13 protein-coding genes are annotated in these 16,419 nt (G+C 72.4%); 6 read left to right on the top strand and 7 right to left on the bottom strand.

Annotation, left to right across the window (positions count from 1 at the left end; genetic code table 11):
* Window positions 1-118: 118 nt before the first annotated feature.
* From HCK04_RS22070 to HCK04_RS22055, 3 genes are read right to left on the bottom strand one after another with little or no spacing between them, the layout of a single operon-like run.
* Complete coding sequence (locus HCK04_RS22070) at window positions 119-1,663, bottom strand: amidohydrolase family protein (RefSeq protein WP_142649271.1); 1,545 nt, start codon at window positions 1,661-1,663, stop codon at window positions 119-121.
* A gap of 26 nt (window positions 1,664-1,689) precedes the next feature.
* A complete protein-coding gene (locus HCK04_RS42620) occupies window positions 1,690-5,904 on the bottom strand; it encodes a DUF4153 domain-containing protein (RefSeq protein WP_240971676.1) in 4,215 nt (1,404 codons plus the stop codon).
* 25 nt (window positions 5,905-5,929) lie between these two features.
* Complete coding sequence (locus tag HCK04_RS22055) at window positions 5,930-6,619, bottom strand: response regulator transcription factor (protein ID WP_142649270.1); 690 nt, start codon at window positions 6,617-6,619, stop codon at window positions 5,930-5,932.
* 202 nt (window positions 6,620-6,821) lie between these two features.
* Here HCK04_RS22055 and HCK04_RS22050 point away from each other — a divergent pair, with 202 nt between their 5' ends.
* Window positions 6,822-7,415 (top strand): hemerythrin domain-containing protein, encoded by a 594-nt coding sequence (locus tag HCK04_RS22050; protein WP_240971675.1) that lies wholly within the window; start codon window positions 6,822-6,824, stop codon window positions 7,413-7,415.
* 582 nt (window positions 7,416-7,997) lie between these two features.
* Entirely contained in the window at window positions 7,998-8,192 is a 195-nt protein-coding gene (locus tag HCK04_RS22045; RefSeq protein ID WP_142649269.1) for a hypothetical protein, read from the top strand.
* An 81-nt stretch (window positions 8,193-8,273) separates the two neighbouring features.
* On the opposite strand, the gene HCK04_RS22040 is transcribed toward HCK04_RS22045, so the two are convergent.
* Together HCK04_RS22040 and HCK04_RS22035 are read right to left on the bottom strand one after the other, a co-directional pair.
* The gene (locus HCK04_RS22040) at window positions 8,274-8,594 is read right to left on the bottom strand and encodes a DUF3817 domain-containing protein (RefSeq protein ID WP_142649268.1); all 321 of its coding nucleotides are present in this window, start codon (window positions 8,592-8,594) and stop codon (window positions 8,274-8,276) included.
* Window positions 8,595-8,662: 68 nt separating this feature from the next.
* The gene (locus HCK04_RS22035) at window positions 8,663-9,571 is read right to left on the bottom strand and encodes an SURF1 family protein (RefSeq protein ID WP_142649267.1); all 909 of its coding nucleotides are present in this window, start codon (window positions 9,569-9,571) and stop codon (window positions 8,663-8,665) included.
* Between the two features lie 447 nt (window positions 9,572-10,018).
* Between HCK04_RS22035 and HCK04_RS22030 the strand changes: the two genes are divergently transcribed.
* Together HCK04_RS22030 and HCK04_RS22025 are read left to right on the top strand one after the other, a co-directional pair.
* Window positions 10,019-10,192: a hypothetical protein gene (locus HCK04_RS22030; RefSeq protein WP_168066169.1), complete on the top strand. Its 174-nt coding sequence runs from the start codon at window positions 10,019-10,021 to the stop codon at window positions 10,190-10,192.
* A 174-nt stretch (window positions 10,193-10,366) separates the two neighbouring features.
* Window positions 10,367-11,830 (top strand): NAD(P)/FAD-dependent oxidoreductase, encoded by a 1,464-nt coding sequence (locus HCK04_RS22025; protein ID WP_142649266.1) that lies wholly within the window; start codon window positions 10,367-10,369, stop codon window positions 11,828-11,830.
* A 70-nt stretch (window positions 11,831-11,900) separates the two neighbouring features.
* Here HCK04_RS22025 and ggt read toward each other — a convergent pair whose 3' ends face one another.
* Window positions 11,901-13,667, bottom strand: a complete 1,767-nt coding sequence (gene ggt, locus HCK04_RS22020) for a gamma-glutamyltransferase (RefSeq protein WP_142649265.1) — start codon at window positions 13,665-13,667, stop codon at window positions 11,901-11,903.
* Window positions 13,668-13,885: 218 nt separating this feature from the next.
* Between ggt and HCK04_RS22015 the strand changes: the two genes are divergently transcribed.
* Together HCK04_RS22015 and HCK04_RS22010 are read left to right on the top strand one after the other, a co-directional pair.
* Window positions 13,886-15,037 (top strand): histidine kinase, encoded by a 1,152-nt coding sequence (locus tag HCK04_RS22015; protein WP_260617368.1) that lies wholly within the window; start codon window positions 13,886-13,888, stop codon window positions 15,035-15,037.
* A complete protein-coding gene (locus tag HCK04_RS22010; protein ID WP_142649264.1) occupies window positions 15,034-15,696 on the top strand; it encodes a response regulator transcription factor in 663 nt (220 codons plus the stop codon). Before HCK04_RS22015 ends, HCK04_RS22010 begins: the two co-directional genes overlap by 4 nt.
* A gap of 21 nt (window positions 15,697-15,717) precedes the next feature.
* Here the strand turns inward: HCK04_RS22010 and HCK04_RS22005 are convergent, their stop codons facing one another.
* A complete protein-coding gene (locus HCK04_RS22005) occupies window positions 15,718-16,353 on the bottom strand; it encodes a TetR/AcrR family transcriptional regulator (protein WP_142649263.1) in 636 nt (211 codons plus the stop codon).
* Window positions 16,354-16,419 lie beyond the last annotated feature (66 nt).

The following is a 16,419-nucleotide window of genomic DNA, read 5'->3' as shown; positions in this document are numbered from 1 at the left end:
CCGACCTGGGCACGCCGACGACCGGCAGCGGCTGATCGACGCGCCCGGTGGCGGGCCGGTGGACGACTTCGCCGTCACGCTGCGCCGGGTCCCGGCCGAGCAGGTCCGGGCCGCTCGTTCAGGCGGGGCGCAGCGCCCGGCCGGGGGTGGCGCCGGTGAGCTCGCCGCCGCGCAGCACCGGCACACCGCCGACGAGCACGTCGTCCACGCCCACGGCGAGCGAGCGCGGCTGGTCGTAGGTCGCGGTGTCGGCCACCGTCGCCGGGTCGACGACGATCAGATCCGCGGCCTGGCCACGCCGTACGAGACCGCGGTCGGGCAGCCGGAAGCGGCGCGCCGGGTGCGAGGCCAGGTGCACGGCGGCCTGTTCCCAGGTGAGGTCGCCGAGCTCGCGTACGTGCCGGCCGAGATAGCGGGCGAACGCCCCGAAGCCGCGCGGGTGCGGATGGCCGCCCACGTAGATGCCGTCGGAGCCGCCCGTGTGGCCGGGGTCGCGCATGACGGCGCGCACCGACTCCTCCCCCGCCGGGCCCTCGTCGGGGCGGGCCTGCACGCAACCCGCCTGCAGCCGGGTCTCCACCAGCAGCATCCGGCAGAACTCCGCGGGATCGGCGCCGAACTCCGCCGCGGCGGCGGGCAGGGTCATCCCCTCGGCCCACTCGAACCCGGGGGCGTGCGAGAGCGTGATGCGCGGCCACAGGTCGTCGCGTCCCGCCCACTCCCGGGCGAGGCGGCCGCGTTCCGCGGACAACATGGCCACGGCGCGGTCGGGGTCGGCGGCGGGCACCCACGGCGGCAGCGTCACCATCGCCAGGATCGTGCTGGCCCGCAGGTAGGGGTAGGTGTCGAAGGTCAGGTCGACGTCCTGCCGCCGGGCGTCCTCGACCAGCGGCAGCAGGGTGGAGGCCGGGCCGTGGAGATGCGAGACGTGCACGGCCGCGCCGGACCGCCGGGCGATCTCCACGACCTCCGTCATCCCCACCGCCGCGGACGCGCCGTACGCGCGCATGTGGGTCACGTACGGCAGGTCGCCCAGCGGCGCGCACAGCGCCGCCAGCTCGGCGGCGTCGGCGTAGCGGCCGGGGGCGTACTCCAGGCCCGACGACAGCCCGGCCGCCCCTTCGGCCAGGCCCGTCTCGACCGCGCGGAGCATGGCGCGCAGCTCGTCCGCGTCCGCGGCGCGCTCCGCCGGGCCCATCGCGTCGAACCGGATCGTCGCGTGCGGCAGCAGATAGACGGTGTTGAGCGGGGTCGCGCCGTCATATCCGGCGAGCAGACCGGCGACGCTCACCGGCCCGTCCACGTGCGGGTGGGGACCGTTGACCGCCGCGAAGTAGCGGCTCGCGTACGTGAAGGCGGCCGGGGAGGTCGCCGGGGCGAACGACAGCCCGTCCTGCCCCAGCACGAACGTCGTGACCCCCTGCCGCAGCGCGGCCTGCTGCACGAGCGGGTCGAACACGGCCGCGTCGCCGTGCGCGTGGCAGTCGACCAGGCCCGGCAGCACGAGCCTGCCCGCCGCGTCGATCCGCACCGCCGCCTCCGCCTGGCCGAGGCGGCCCACCGCCTCGACCCGGCCCCCGCGCACACCGACGTCGGCGCGGAACGCGGGGGCTCCGGTGCCGTCCACGACGCGGCCACCCGTGATCACAACATCGAAGCTCACGTCTCCGATTAGATCAGCCGTACGGATCAGTCGTACGGACCGGGCATGCGCGAAGGGCCGGGGCAGTCACGCGACCGCGAGACGGGCGGCACGACGGGCCTGCGCTCCAGCACCTCGCGGGCGCGGGCGCGGGCGAGGTTCCAGCCGTTCCAGGGGTCCGGCTTCCACAGCTCGTCGGCCGCCACCACTTCGCTCAGCACGCAGCTGCGGTCCGGCTCCGGCAGGCGGTCGAGGATCGGCACGGCCTCCGCCCCCAGCTCGCTCAGATAGTCGTGGTCGAGCCGCTCCACGCCCCGGACCGTCAGCTGGGTCTCTGCCACCCGCGCGTCGGGGTCCCACACCGCGAACACGAACAGCGACACCCCGGTGAGCAGCACGAGCGCACGGAAGAACCACGACGTGCCGCCGCCGGCCAGGCGGACCGCCCCCACCACCAGGACCAGCACGAACACCGCGCCGAGCCACCAGATCGTCGCCTCCACCGAGGCCCGCAGCCGCGACAGGCCGTACGCGTCGGTGTAGAGGCCGAGCCGGTGCAGCGCCGAGGCGAGGATGACGAGGGTGAACGCGCACAGCAGGCCGAGCAGCACGGCCAGCAGCCAGCGGTCGGCCCGGCTCTCGCGGCGCAGCAGGGCGACCGCGGCCGCCACGATGCCGAGCACGAAGAGGCTGACCGTGACGAGTTCGAAGAAGCCCGACCTCGCATACTGCGCGTAGGTGAGCCCCGCAGTCGTCAGCACCCTGCGGCTCCCGCCGAACAACACCGTGATCTGCACCGTCACGAACGCCGTGAACAGCAGGTTCAGCCCGATCAGCGGGATCATCCACACCTGGCGGCCGATGGACATCCGCAGGTCGGGCGCGGCGGGCTCGGCCACCGGCCGCAAACCCACCAGCACCGCCGCCGCGGCCAGCGCCGCGAACACGCAGAACACGAAGGCCCGGTAGGGCAGGCTCCTGACCCAGTCAGGGGTACGCAGCAGGTCGCTGAGGAAGGCCGAGAAGACGGCGTCGGCCGAGGCGAACAGCAGGCCGAAGACGGCCAGCAGGACGATGGTCACGAGGGCGCTGACCAGCGTGGGCAGCATCCTGCGCCGGGTCAGCCTCCGGATCGGCCCGCTCAGGAACCACGGCTGCGGCAGCAGCGCGAACACGACCGAGACCCCACCCTTGATCACCGCGAGCCAGCCCCGTCCGCCGCCCGACACCGCGAGCGACCCGACTCCGAACGCGGCCAGCAGCACCGGCCCGACCAGCCAGTCGGCGTCGCGGAAGAGCACCACGGAGACCAGCGCGTACGCCAGGCAGCCGAAGGCCACCGTCCACGGCGTGATCCGGCCACGACGGAGCGGCAGCACCGCGGGGAACGCCGCGGCGCCCATCGCGACCGCCGTCAGCGCGAAGCCCAGCCCGGGCGCCGCGTCCGGCAGGGAGACGGCGGCCACCAGGCCCGTCGCCGCGGCGGCCGGCGGCAGCCACCGGGGCGCGTCCGGCAGTTCCGGCCGCGGGAACAGCGGCGGCGGCACGTACGCGGGCGGCGGCGGGTATCGCCCCGGCCCCTGTGGTCCGGGCGTGCCCAGCCCCAGCGTGCCCGGGTTCTGCGTGCCCGGGTTCTGCGTGCCCGGGTTCTGCGTGCCCGGGTTCTGCGTGCCTGGGTTCTGCGCGCCTGGGGCGGGCGACGGGGAGGCGCTCACACCCCGTGCCGCGGCCTGGGCGGCGCTCATACGAGCGACCGGCCCAGGTGACGGCGCATCTGTCGGCCCAAGTGTCGGCCCAGGTGTCGGCCCAGGTGATGGCGTGGGCGACAGCACCGGTGACGACGCGGATGACGGTCCGGGTGGCGGCGCAGGCGTTGGCCCGGGCGTTGGCCCGAGCGTTGGCCCGAGTGTTGGCGCTGCGCCCTGCCAGGGCGGCGGCGCGGCTCGATGAGCCGATGACGACCCGCGTGTCGCTCCCGCGATCGCACCGCCGATGGCGAACAGCAGCACCACCACGACGCCCAAGCCGAGGATGACCGAGACGACCATCCCGGTGAGGAATCCGGCGATCATGCCAAGGCCCGCCCCCAGCGCCGCCCGCGCCAGCTGCCCAGCGGGGTCATGGACGGCGCCAGGCCGCGAGGCGGGCACATGCGGTGCGGGCACATGCGGTGCGGGCACATGCGGTGCGGGCATATGCGAGGCCATATGCGACGCGGGCGCATGTGGGGAGGACACGTCCGAGGCGAGCATGTGCGAGACAGGCGCGTGTGACGCGGGCATGGGTGACGCGGGCATGGGTGACGCGGGCATGGGTGACGCGGGTACGTGTGCGGCGAGCGGCCGTGAGGCTACACCCCCATCCTGCGCACCCACGCCCTGCGCACCCACGCCCTGCACACCCACGCCCTGCGGACCTTCGGGGTGCGCGCCCCCGTCGTGCGCGCCCATGTCCTCCGCCGCCGCGCCCGGCTGGCCCGCCCGCGCATGAACGAAGCCAGACCGCAACGACTCACTGCGCTCCTCGCCATCGCCCAGAACCCCGGCGTCCTGCGCACCCCCCTCGCGCACACCCACGTCCTGCGCCGCCGCACCCGGCTGACCCGCCCGCGCATGAACGAAGCCAGACCGCAACGACTCACTGCGGTACCCGCTGTCGCCCAGGGCACCGGCGCTGTCCGGAAAGCCGCCGTGGTCCCCGCTCTGGGGGTGGCCGCCTGTCGGAGTCTCGGTCTGCGATGAAGCCGAGACCTCGTGAAGGAATGCCGGCCGGAGGGGCTCCAGGCTGTGAGGCTCCACGCTGTGGGGCTCCAGAGTGCGGGAATCCGGGCTGGGGGGCTCCGATCCCTCCCCGTGCCCGGCCTCCGCTCGCTCATCCCCGGCCTGGCTCGCGGGCGAGGTCCCGGCCGGGGTCGCGGGCGAGGACGCCCCCGCACCCTCGCCCCGCGCCTCCCCCACCAGTGCGTCCTCTAGCCGCGTCCGCCCCACCAGTGCGTCCTCGCCCCGTGCCTCCGCTACGCGCACGACCTCATCAGCGGTCTTCTCCGCGCTCACTGCGGGGGCGAGAGTGCAATCGATCAGATCGGTCTCGCCTCCGAATGGGCCCTGCTCGCCGGGCCTGCCTTCGGCGCGGCCCGCGCCCGGCATGTGGACATCCATGTCTCCCCTTCCGGCGCGGACGAGTCCGTCCGTGCTCTCCGCCGCAGCGGGCTCCGAGCGATGCGGCAGCACGACGACCATCCGGCACCCAGGGGCCGTGCCCCCGCCTCTCAACTCGGTCCCCTCGATCCTCCCGGTCCGCCTCGCGGCCGGGACCGGGTCGGACACCGAGATCGACCCGCCGTGTAACTCGACGATCTCCTTGGCGATGGCGAGCCCCAGCCCCGCCCCGCCCGCGTCGGCGGCCCGTCCGGCGTCGAGCCGCGAGAAGCGCTCGAACACCCGGGCCCGCTCCGCCTGCGGGATGCCGGGACCGTCGTCGGTCACGCTGATCTCCAGGTTCGCCCCGGCCGGCCGCGCCTCCACCCGGACCATGCCGCCGGGCGGGCTGTGCCGTACGGCGTTGTCGAGCAGGTTGGCCAGCACCTGAGCGAGCAGGGCCGCGTCGGCGGACAGCACCGTCCCCGGCCTGACCGCGCTCACCACCGTGACGTCGTCACGCGCGAGAGTCGCCTCAGAGACGGCCTGACGGCACAACGACGCCAGGTCCAGCTCCTCCGGCTCGATCAGCCGGGCCCCCGAGTCGAGCCGCGACAGGTCGAGAAGCTGGGCCACCAGGCGGCCGAGCCGCTGCGTCTGGGCGAGGGCCGTACCCAGGGTGTCGAGGTCGGGCGGCGTGACGCCGTCCACGATGTTCTCCAGCACGGCCTGCAGGCCGGTGATCGGCGTACGCAGCTCGTGGCTGACGTTGGCCACCAGTTCACGCCGCTGGCGATCGACCTCGGCGAGGTCGGACGCCATGGCGTTGAAGGCCCGCGCCAGCTCTCCCACCTCGTCGCGGGAGGTCGCGCTGACGCGCAGGCCGTAGCGGCCCTTGGCGATCGTCTGCGCGGCCGCGGCCATCTCGCGCAGCGGCCGGGTCATGCCGTGGGCGAGGAGCTGCACCATGATCATCGCGAGCACGACGGCGATCGCGATCCGCAGGTCCCGGGACATGCCGGAGTTGATGCCGACCTCGTTGACGACGAACGCCGCGACCACGGCGAGCACGATCACGATGCCGAGCTTGACCTTGATCCGGCCGAGGAAGTCGAGCGGCCTCAATTGCCTGGCTCTCCCTGCTGAAACGTCATGGACGGACGAGCGCGTATCCCACGCCGTGGACGGTGCGGACGACCTCCGGGCCGAGCTTGCGGCGCAGCGCGCGGACGTGGCTGTCCACGGTCCGGGTCGCGGCTGCCTCGGAGAAGCCCCAGATGTCCGACAGCAGCCGTTCGCGTTCGAAGACCTGACCGGGCCGCTCGGCGAGACGCCGCAGCAGGTCGAACTCGGTCCGGGTGAGCTGGGCCTCGGCCCCGCGGACGAACACGCGGCGCTCGGCCGTGTTGATCTCGACGTCGCCGACCCGGATCACCGCGTCCTCGTGGGCCAGCAGGCTGGCCCGCTCCACCCGCCGCAGCAGGGCGTGGATCCGCGCGACGAGCTCCCGCATGCTGAACGGTTTGGTGATGTAGTCGTCGGCCCCCACGCCCAGGCCGACAAGGACATCCGTCTCCTCGCCGAGCGCGGTCAGCATGAGCACCGGCACCGGGCGGGCGGCCTGCATCCTGCGGCACACTTCGAGCCCGTCCAGGCCCGGCAGCAGCCGGTCGAGGACGACGAGGTCCGGCTCCGCCTTCGCATAGGCCGCGAGCGCCCCCTCGCCGTCACTCGCGACGCGTACGTCGAAACCCTCCGCCACGAGCCGGAGCCGTACGGCGTTCGCGATGGTGGCGTCGTCCTCGACCACGAGGATGCGGCGTTGCTGAGGGGTAGCCATGGAGGGAAGCGTAGATGCCCTCTGTGCAGAGTCTCCGTCCGGAAATGTGCAGATCCCGTGCATCCCGTGCATGACGGGCCGTCCGTGCCCGCCACAACAAGGGCTGCGGGCCGCAGCATCGCTTCGATGAGCCGAATCCACTGGTCAGGGGTTTCGCCCTCAGGTTACGGGTAGCCCGGATATGACCAGAAAGGAGGCGCTAATGGACCGCCAGTCAAGGCCGGAGACCATGCGGGAGAACGACGTGATCGATCTCCTGACACAGCAGCACGTCCTCATCCGGGAGCTGTTCGACGAGGTCGACAGAGGCCAGGGGGAGGAGCGCAAGGAGGCGTTCAGCCGCCTGGTTCGCCTGCTCGCCGTCCACGAGACGGCGGAGGAGGAGATCGTCCACCCGTATGCACGGCGCAAGCTGGTCGACGGCGACACGATCGTGGACAACCGCCTCCAGGAGGAGGAAGAGGCGAAGGAGATGCTCAGCCGCCTCGACGACATGGACGTGACGACGGCGGAGTTCTCCCAGGAGCTGGAGAGGCTGCGGGCCGCCGTGTTCGCCCACGCCGCCGCCGAGGAGCGCTACGAGTTCTCCGAGCTCAAGGCGAGCACGTCCGAGGCCGAGCGCAAGGCGATGGCCGTGGGGGTCAAGGCGGCCGAGGCGATGGCTCCCACCCACCCGCACCCCGGGGTCGAGTCGGCGATGGAGAACGTCCTGCTTGGTCCACCGGTCGCGATCATGGATCGTGCCCGTGACCTGATCCGCAAGGCGATGGGCAAGTCGGAGTCCGGCGAAGGCTGAGTCTCCGGTCAGGGGTCTCCAGCCGGGAGTCCCCGATCAAGGGCCTCCGGCCGGGCCGCAGTACGGGAACGGACTCCGTCCCGTCGAATCGGGAGCGCGGCCCATGCCGGACGACCGGGCAGTGTGCGCGGCGCCGCGGAGCCGGACGGGAGACGATCACTCGTCTCCCCGGCACCGCGGCGCCGCTGCGTGGACGCGCACCGGCTGGGACCAAACCGGAATCAGGCCGGGATCAGGCCGGTATAGGGCCGGGTCAGCGCGGGATCAGGAGGGGGTAGGCCCCGGGGTCGGGCGGGGTAGGTCCCGGGTCGGGCCGGAGTCAGGCGCGGATCGAGCGGGGTCAGGCCCGGGGGGTCAGCGCGGGATCGGGAGGGGGTAGGCCCCGGGGTCAGGCGCGGATCGAGCGGGGTCAGGCCCCGGGGGCAGCGCGGGGTCGGGCGGGTCAGACGCGGATCGAGCGGGATCGGGCGGGATCGGCGCCGGCTTCCCGCGGGCGTTCGCGGAACTCGGCCGGGGCTCCGGACGTTCTCCAGGCGACGCGGGACTTCGCCCCGCGCGAGACCCGACACGAAAGGCCTGACGATGTCGCCACTGGGCAAGTACTACGTGGGCGCGGCGGTGGTGGCCGTGCTGGTCTTCATCCTTCCGGTGCCGTCGCTCCTCGCCTGGCTGATCACCATCGGCGCGCTGGGTGCGCCGGTCGTCGCCTACTTCATGCTGGACGAGTCGCAGCGGGCGCGGCTGCGGCGCATCCGCCGCCGTCAGATCGGCCGCTGAGGCCCCCGAGCACAACCACAGACACGACACAACAAAAGGTACGGCCGGGTCGCGTTTCGCGACCCGGCCGTTCCACTTCGCTCACGAAGCGGTGGCGATCCTCCTGCGCGCCCGCTCGGTGACGCTGCGCTCCATCACGAAGGACAGGAACGGGATCGTGCCCGCGATGAGCACCAGCAGCAGATAGCCGACCGACCAGCGGGCCTTGATCAGGCCCAGGTTGATCGCGGCCACCAGATAGATCATGTAGAGGAAGCCGTGGATCGGCCCGACCACCGCGACCATCGTGTCGCTGTCGAACCCGTACTTGACGACCATGGCGGCACACAGCACGAGCAGCATCACGCCGACGATGTAGGCCATGACGCGGTAGAAATTGAGCGCGGATTCCACGTCGATCATTACCTCTGCTGGGGAAACGGTCACACCACGATATCCGGGCCACCCGGTGGTCCCGGCTCCAGGGCCGCTCAGGCCTCCACGTGCGCGGCGGGCTCGGACGACCGGGGCTCGGGCGACCGGGGCTCGGGCGGCTGGAGCCCGGATGACTGCGGCTCTGATAACTGAGACTCGGACGGCTGCGGCTCTAACGGCCCCGGTTCACCCGGCGCCCGCTCTGGTTCCTGTTCGCGTTCCCGCCGCCCGCGCAGGGCGTCACGGACGAAGTGGAACCACATGTAGACGGCGAACAGCGCGAAGATCCACCACTGGAGGGCATAGGCCAGGTTGCGCCAGTTGAACCCACTGCCAAGGGTCGGCGGCGACACGGCCACCGGCGTGACGCGGGTCGGCGGCTCCTGCGCGGTCGCGACGACGAAACCGTCCCGCACCTGCGCGTCCGGCCACAGGTTGATCAGCTCCGCCGTCGACACCGTCGCGACCTGTCCGGCCGGCAGGTTGCCGCTGCGCATGACGTCGTCGGTCTGCTCGGCCGGCCGTAGCCGCCCGGTCACGGTCACGGTGCCCTCGGGCACGGCCGCGGCGGGGTCGTCCGCCCTGGCGACCCAGCCGCGTACGACGGGGACGACCGTGCCGTCCGCGAGCCGCAGTGGCGTGAGCAGCCAGAATCCGTCCCCCTGGGCCGCCCGGCCGCCGGGGGCGGCCACGTCGGCGACCCGGTCGGCCACCAGCAACTGGTGCGCGGCGTCGTAGGTCCCCGTGGCGGTCACCCTGCGGCTGATCGCGGTGCCGTTCACGTGCTGCCCCACCTGCGCCAGCTCGGTGACGGCCACGGGCGCGGGGTCGGGGGCCCGCTTCGGGGCGCCCGACGCCTCGAAGACGCCGAGCTGCCAGCGGCCGAGGAAGGTGAAGGACACGAGCACCCCGATGACCAGCAGGTGCAGGGCCACCAGCCGGGGAGCCAGGAGGGTGCGGAGCATGAATACAACGCTATCCGCCGCCCGCACCGGTCCGGTATTCGCTCCGGCCCAGAAGGACGCCGGCGCCCGGCCGGGGCGGTGACGTCTCGGCACCGCAGCACGGGGTCATGCGCCTTCCACGCGGCGGCCCGCACGGGTCAGCCCGGTGACGTCACGACGAACTCGGCAGGGGTTCATGCGGGTTCCACCCGGCGGCCCGGATGGGTCAGCCCGGTGACGTCTCGGCACGGCGGCACCGGGTCATGCGCCTTCCACGCGGCGGCCCGCACGGGTTCGCGCGGCGGCAGTCGGCGCGGCGCGGGTGCCACCCCGCCCGTAGGCCGGTACGCCGCCGTTTCCCGCCTCCGCCGGAGCATGAGTTCTGCCCTTCCTCAAGTGACCACCAGGAGAGGGCAAAATCCGACAAATCGCGGCCACGACACACCATGTGTCGCTAGAGTCTTGCCCATGTCCGACCCTCAGATCGACCCGGCCGGAAACACGCAGGCTTTCCGGGCGTTCGCGCAGCAGCAGGACGTGGAGGCCTCGAAGGAGCAGCCGTCGCGCCTGCCGATTTGGATCGCCGTCGGTGCGGCGCTCGTTGTGATCCTCGCCGTGGTGGCGTACCTCCTGGTGCGCTGACATACCTGTACCAGCCGCCGACGTCCGCGCCCGTCGGCGGCTTTGTCATGCCCGCCGACGCGTCCACGACGACACGTCGCTCCCCTGCCGCTCGGGCCGTACGCGCCGGACCCTGGACCCGGCCCACCCCCGGGAATAGATTGGACAAATCTTCTAATAGGACGGGGAGGTCGCATGCCCAGTCCGGGCGTCACGATCATCGGTTCCGGGTTCGCCGGGCTGTGCATGGCCATCAAGCTCAAGGAAGCCGGCTATCACGACTTCGTGATCCTGGAGAAGGCGGGCGAGCTCGGCGGCACCTGGCGGGACAACAGCTATCCCGGCTGCGCCTGCGACGTCCCCTCGCCGCTGTACTCCTTCTCGTTCGAGCTCAACCCCGGCTGGTCACGGCTGTTCTCTCCACAGGAGGAGATCTGGGACTACCTGCGGGCCTGCGCCCGGAAGTACGGCCTGGAGCCCCACCTGCGGTTCGGCAAGGAGGTCTGCGGGCTGGAGTACGACGACGAGCGGGCCCTGTGGCGGGTGTCGACAGGCGACGGGGAGACCTTCGAGACCAACGCCGTCGTCTCCGGCGTCGGGGCCCTGCACGTGCCGTCGTACCCCGAGATCCCCGGCCGTGAGCGCTTCACCGGCACGGCCTTCCACTCCGCCCGGTGGGACCACTCCGCGGACCCGGCCGGCAAGCGCGTCGCGGTCGTCGGCACCGGCGCGTCGGCGGTCCAGTTCGTCCCGGTCCTCGCGGAGCAGGCGAGCCGGCTCACCGTCTTCCAGCGCACCCCGCCGTGGATCCAGCCCAAGCCCGACCTGCCGATCGACGGACGGCTGAAGCGGGCCATGGAGGCGCCCGGCGGCGCCCGGCTGCTGCGCGACGCCGTCTATTGGCTGCTGGAGACCCGGGCCGTGGGCTTCACGATCGACCCTCGGCTGATGAAGGTCCACCAGGCCATGGCCGAGCGCCATCTGGCCCGGCAGGTGCCCGACCCCGGGCTGCGCGCGAAGCTGACGCCCGACTACACCATCGGCTGCAAGCGGATCCTGCTGTCCAACGACTACTATCCCGCGCTGACCAGGGACAACGTCGAGCTGGTCACCGACAGCATCACCGAGATCAGGCAGCGGTCGATCGTGGACGCCGCGGGGCGCGAGCACGAGGTCGACATGATCGTGTGGGGCACCGGCTTCAAGGTGGTCGACGCGCTCAACGAGCAGCACATCGTCGGCAGGAACGGCGTCAAGATCCAGGACGCGTGGAGTGACGGCGTCGAGGCCTACTACGGGATCACGACCACGGGTTTCCCCAACCTGTTCTTCCTGCTCGGCCCCAACACCGGTCTCGGGCACTCCTCGGTGGTCTTCATGATCGAGTCACAGGTGCGCTATGTCATGGACTGCCTGCGGCTGCTGTCGAAGACCAAGGCCAGAGCCCTCGACGTACGGCCGGCGGCGCAGCGGGCCTTCAACGACCGCCTCCAGCGGCGGCTCGATCGGCTGGTGTGGAACGAGGGCGGCTGCACGAGCTGGTATCTCGACGAGCACGGCAGGAACCGCGCGCTGTGGCCAGGCTTCACCTTCGAATACTGGGCACGCACCCGGAAGGTGAAGCCGGAGGCCTACGAGCTCATCGGCGCAAGGTGCTGACCAGGCCCCGTACCGACCCGGCCCAGCGCTGACCCGGCCCGGCGCTGACCGGGCCCCGCGCTGACCCGGCTCAGCGCCGCGGGCTGACCACGAGGGCGCTGCCTCCGCCGCGCCTGCCCGGCTCGGCGACCGCCTGGACGCGGCCGTCGCGCAGGAACTCCAGGCCGGTCGCCGCGCCGATCTCACCCACCGGCGGGCCGGGGACGTCCGTCAGCGTGTGACCGAGCGCGGTCAGCTCCGCGCCGTACCGGTCGGCGAACGCGGGCTCGGCCTGGGTGGCGGCGGTGTTGCGCTGCGAGGCGCGCGGAGCGGCCACGGCCTCCGGGAGCGACATGCCGAAGTCGAGCCGGTTCAGCAGGATCTGCAGCACGGTCGTGATGATCGTCGAACCGCCGGGCGAGCCGACGGCGAGCAGCGGCTTTCCGTTCTTGAGCACGATGGTCGGGGCCATCGACGACCTCGGGCGCTTGCCGGGAGCGGGCAGGTTGGGGTCGCCCGGCGCCGGGCCGAAGGTGAAGTCGGTCAGCTCGTTGTTGAGCAGGATGCCGCGGCCCGGCACCACGATCCCGCTGCCGCCGGTCTGCTCGATCGTGATGTTGTAGGCGGCCACGTCGCCCCAGCGGTCGGTCACCACGAGATGGGTGGTCTCCGGCCCCTCCTTCTTCTCCTCTGGGACCGAACCTTCCGCAGCCCCCGAGGGGCATGGTCCGTAGGAGCCGTCGGGCGAACCGGGCGCGGCGGGGTGGGCCATCGCCCGCGGGCCGATCAGGCAGGCGCGCTCCTTGGCGAAGCCGTCGGACAGCAGCCGGTCCAGCGGCACGTTCACGTACGCCGGGTCGCCGACGTAGGCGTTGCGGTCGGCGAAGGCGAGCCGGGACGCCTCCAGGTATTCGTGCAGGCCGACCTTCGGGAGTGCCTCAAGGATCTTCAGCGCCTCCCCCACCGTGGATCCGCCGGACGACGGCGGCGCCATGCCGTACACGTCGAGGCCCTTGTACGTGACCTTGGTGGGCGGCCGTTCGAGCGCCCGGTAGGCCCTGAGGTCGGAGACCTCCATCAGGCCGGTCCTGACGTTCCGGGTGGCTCCCTTGCGCACCGGCGGCTTCTTCACGGTGGCGACGATCTCGCGGCCGAGCTCGCCGCCGTACAGCCAGTCGGGGCCGCGGACGCCCAGCTCACGGTAGGTGCGCGCGAGGTCGCGGTTGCGGAAGACCGAGCCGACCGGCGGCGGCTGCCCGCCCGGCAGGTAGAGCGAGGCGGTCGAGGTGAAGTCGGCGAAGCGGGCGGCGTTCTGCTCCGTCTGGTCGTGGAACGTCTGGTCGACGACGAAGCCCTTCTCGGCGATCTCGATCGCGGGGCGCAGCACCTGGCGCAGCGGCATCGTGCCGTAACGGCGCAGCGCCAGGTCCCACTGCGCCACGCTGCCAGGGACGCCGACCGACAGCCCGCTCGTGACGGCCTCGTCGAACGGGATGCCCTCGAACGCCGTCGAGGTCATCGCCCTCGGCGCGGCCTCGCGCCCGTCGATCGTGGTCACCTTCCGCTTGCGCGCGTCGTAGTAGACGATGAAGCCGCCCCCGGCCAGCCCCGCAGAGTAGGGCTCGGTCACGCCCAGCGCCGCGGCGCCCGCCACCGCCGCGTCCATCGCGTTACCGCCCTGGCGCAGCACCGAGAGCGCGGCCTTGCTCGCGTCGAGGTCCACGGTGGCCACCGCCCCGCCGTACCCCTCCGCGACCGGCCGCTTGACCTCTTTCGCGGCCGGTGAAGCGTGGACGGGCGGCGCGAGGAAGCCCGCGAACGTGACCAGTCCCAGCGACGCGACGACGACGCTTCTCATGCCCCGGCACCTCCATCAGACGTGACCGATCACTCCAGCATGACTCACGACAGTCAAAAAGGCTGCGGGAATGTCCGCTTTCGGACGCCTGCAGGACGCGGGTCCAGCCGGAGCGGCCCGGCCTGCGGCGGAGGGAAGCCCGCTACTCCTTGCGGCGTACGGCGGACTGCCGCGCGGGGCGGATGCGGTGACCAGGGGTGATGGCCTAGCGTGCGGGTGTGCGCTCCGCCGTGTTTCACCGCATCGATCCCGTTCTGCCGATCATCGTGGGGATCCTTCAGGTGTTCCTGTCGATCGGCGCCCAGTATGGGCAGTTGCGAAACCCGGATCTCGGACGGGTGCCGCTGACCTGGTGGGGCTTCGGGCTGCTGCTGGTCGGGCCGATCGCGATCGCGCTGCGCCGCCGCGCCCCGGTCGCCGTGCTGGTCGTCACGCTCACGGCCACCTCGGTCTACATGCTGTCCGACTTCGCGTACGGACCGGTGTTCCTCAGCCCGATCATCGTGATCTGCAACGCGGTGGTGTCGGGGCACCGCCGCGCGGCGTGGCTGTCGGCAGGGGCGTTCTTCCTGTTCGTGGTCGCCTACGCCACCTGGCTCATCCCCCATCGGGCGAGCCTCTTCCACCACACCGCGGTCGCGGCCTACCTGCTGCTCACGCTCACCGTCGCGGAGTTCTACCGGATGCGCCGCGAGCGCCTCGCCGAACGTCAGCGGATGGCGCGGGAGGCGGCCCGGCGGCAGGCGAGCGAGGAACGGCTCACCATGGCCCAGGAGCTGCACGACGTGCTCGCCCACAACATCTCGCTGATCCACGTGCAGGCGTCCACCGCCCTGCACATCCTGGACGACCACCCCGAGCAGGCCCGCACCGCCCTGGCCACGATCAAGCAGGCGTCCAAGGACGTGCTGACCGAGATGCGCGGCGTGCTGAGCCTGCTCAGGGAGGGCGCGCCGCGCTCCCCCACGGCGGGGATGGCCAACCTGGCCGACCTCATCGAGCGCAGCGGCCTGCCGGTCGATCTGGAGGTCACCGGGCAGGAGCGTCCGCTGCCCGCCGGCATCGACCGGGCCGGCTACCGGATCGTGCAGGAGTCGTTGACCAACGTCTCGCGGCACGCGCCCGGCTCGCGGGTGACCGTACGCGTGGCGTACGCGCCGGAGGAGCTGACCGTGGTGATCGAGGACGACGGCGCGGGGACGGCGCGGGCCGAGGCGGGCCTCGGCGGCGGCAACGGCATCCCCGGCATGCGCGAACGGGCCGCGGCGCTCGGCGGGTCGCTCGCGGCGGGCCCCCGGCCCGGCGGCGGCTTCCGCGTCGAGGCCCGTCTCCCCCTTCCCCCATCCGCCGACCAGAAGGAGCCGAAGTGATACGCGTCCTGCTCGCCGACGACCAGGCGCTGGTGCGGGCCGGGTTCCGGGCCCTGCTCGACGCCCAGGAGGGCATGACCGTCGTCGGCGAGGCGGGCGACGGCGAGCAGGCCGTCCGGCTCAGCCGCGAGCTGCGTCCCGACGTGGTGCTGATGGACATCCGCATGCCCGGCACCGACGGCCTGACGGCCACCCGCCGCATCGGCGACGACCCCGCCCTCTCCGACGTGAAGATCGTCATGCTCACCACGTTCGAGCTGGACGAGTACGTCTTCGAGGCCCTGCGCGGCGGCGCGAGCGGCTTCCTGGTCAAGGACACCGAGCCTGCCGAGCTGATCCAGGCCGTGCGGGTGGTGGCCTCCGGCGACGCGCTGCTGTCGCCCGGCGTGACACGTCGGCTCATCGCCGAGTATGTCGCCCGCGCCAAGGAGCCCGCCATCGCGACCCGCCTCGACCCGCTCACCGAGCGGGAGCGGGAGGTGCTCGCGCTCGTGGGCACCGGCATGACGAACGACGAGATCGCCGCCCGGCTCTACATGTCCCCGGCGACCGCCAAGACCCACGTGAGCCGCACGATGACCAAGCTGCACGCGCGCGACCGCGCCCAGCTCGTCGTCATCGCGTACGAGTCGGGCCTGGTCAAGCCCGGCTGGGTCTGACCCGCCGTACGGCCGCCCGCGTCAGGTGGCCCGCCCGCTGACGAGGGGGAGGAAGAGCTCGTCGACGATCGACCGGATGCGGGCGGGCGGCACGGGTTTCAGGTTCATGAGCAGGTCGTGGCGCACCAGGTCGAACGGCATGGCGAGCACCGCGGGCGGGATCCGCTCCAGATCGATCTCGCCGCGGTCGTGGGCGCGCTGGTAGATGGCCTGGACGCGCGGTAGCCGCTGGTCGCCGATGATCCGGTCGCGCACCTGGGACGGGGTGAGCCCGGTGCCGGCCAGCAGCCCCGAGAAGGCGGCCGCCGCGGTGACGGCGAAGAAGGCGGCGCGGGTCTCCCCCATGCCGGTGAGCGCGGCGAGGAGATCGCCGCGCAGGGTCCCGGTGTCGGGGAGCTCGATCGGGTGCCTGCTCCGGTAGTGCTCGAGCGCGGCGAGCACGAGCTCGTCCTTGTTGGCCCAGCGGCGGTACAGCACCGCGATGCCGGTGCCGGCGCGGGCGGCGACGGACTCCATGGTCAGTTTCGCGAAGCCGGTCTCGACCAGCTCGTCCCAGGCCGCGTCCAGCAGCGCGGCCTCCAGCGCGGGCCCGCGTCGGCGTCGCGGAGCAGACGCGGCGGCAGGCGCGGCGGCAGGCGCGGCGGCAGATGTGGTCACGGCTCCATCATAAGGAAGGATTGCATTCCCTATCAACACGTCCTACTCTCCTAAGAGATGGATTCC

This window comes from Microbispora sp. CL1-1 (assembly GCF_012034195.1).
Lineage (GTDB): Bacteria > Actinomycetota > Actinomycetes > Streptosporangiales > Streptosporangiaceae > Microbispora.
The sequence above is the reverse complement of the archived record's forward strand: the minus strand, read 5'-3'. Positions and strand labels throughout refer to the sequence as shown.

What these genes read in the sequence shown, in the direction of transcription:
- HCK04_RS22055 (WP_142649270.1), bottom strand. Translation starts at nt 6,619, where the DNA reads ATGGCTACCCCTCAGCAACGCCGCATCCTCGTGGTCGAGGACGACGCC.
- HCK04_RS22050 (WP_240971675.1), top strand. Translation starts at nt 6,822, where the DNA reads ATGGACCGCCAGTCAAGGCCGGAGACCATGCGGGAGAACGACGTGATC.
- HCK04_RS22045 (WP_142649269.1), top strand. Translation starts at nt 7,998, where the DNA reads ATGTCGCCACTGGGCAAGTACTACGTGGGCGCGGCGGTGGTGGCCGTG.
- HCK04_RS22040 (WP_142649268.1), bottom strand. Translation starts at nt 8,594, where the DNA reads ATGATCGACGTGGAATCCGCGCTCAATTTCTACCGCGTCATGGCCTAC.
- HCK04_RS22035 (WP_142649267.1), bottom strand. Translation starts at nt 9,571, where the DNA reads ATGCTCCGCACCCTCCTGGCTCCCCGGCTGGTGGCCCTGCACCTGCTG.
- HCK04_RS22030 (WP_168066169.1), top strand. Translation starts at nt 10,019, where the DNA reads ATGTCCGACCCTCAGATCGACCCGGCCGGAAACACGCAGGCTTTCCGG.
- HCK04_RS22025 (WP_142649266.1), top strand. Translation starts at nt 10,367, where the DNA reads ATGCCCAGTCCGGGCGTCACGATCATCGGTTCCGGGTTCGCCGGGCTG.
- ggt (WP_142649265.1), bottom strand. Translation starts at nt 13,667, where the DNA reads ATGAGAAGCGTCGTCGTCGCGTCGCTGGGACTGGTCACGTTCGCGGGC.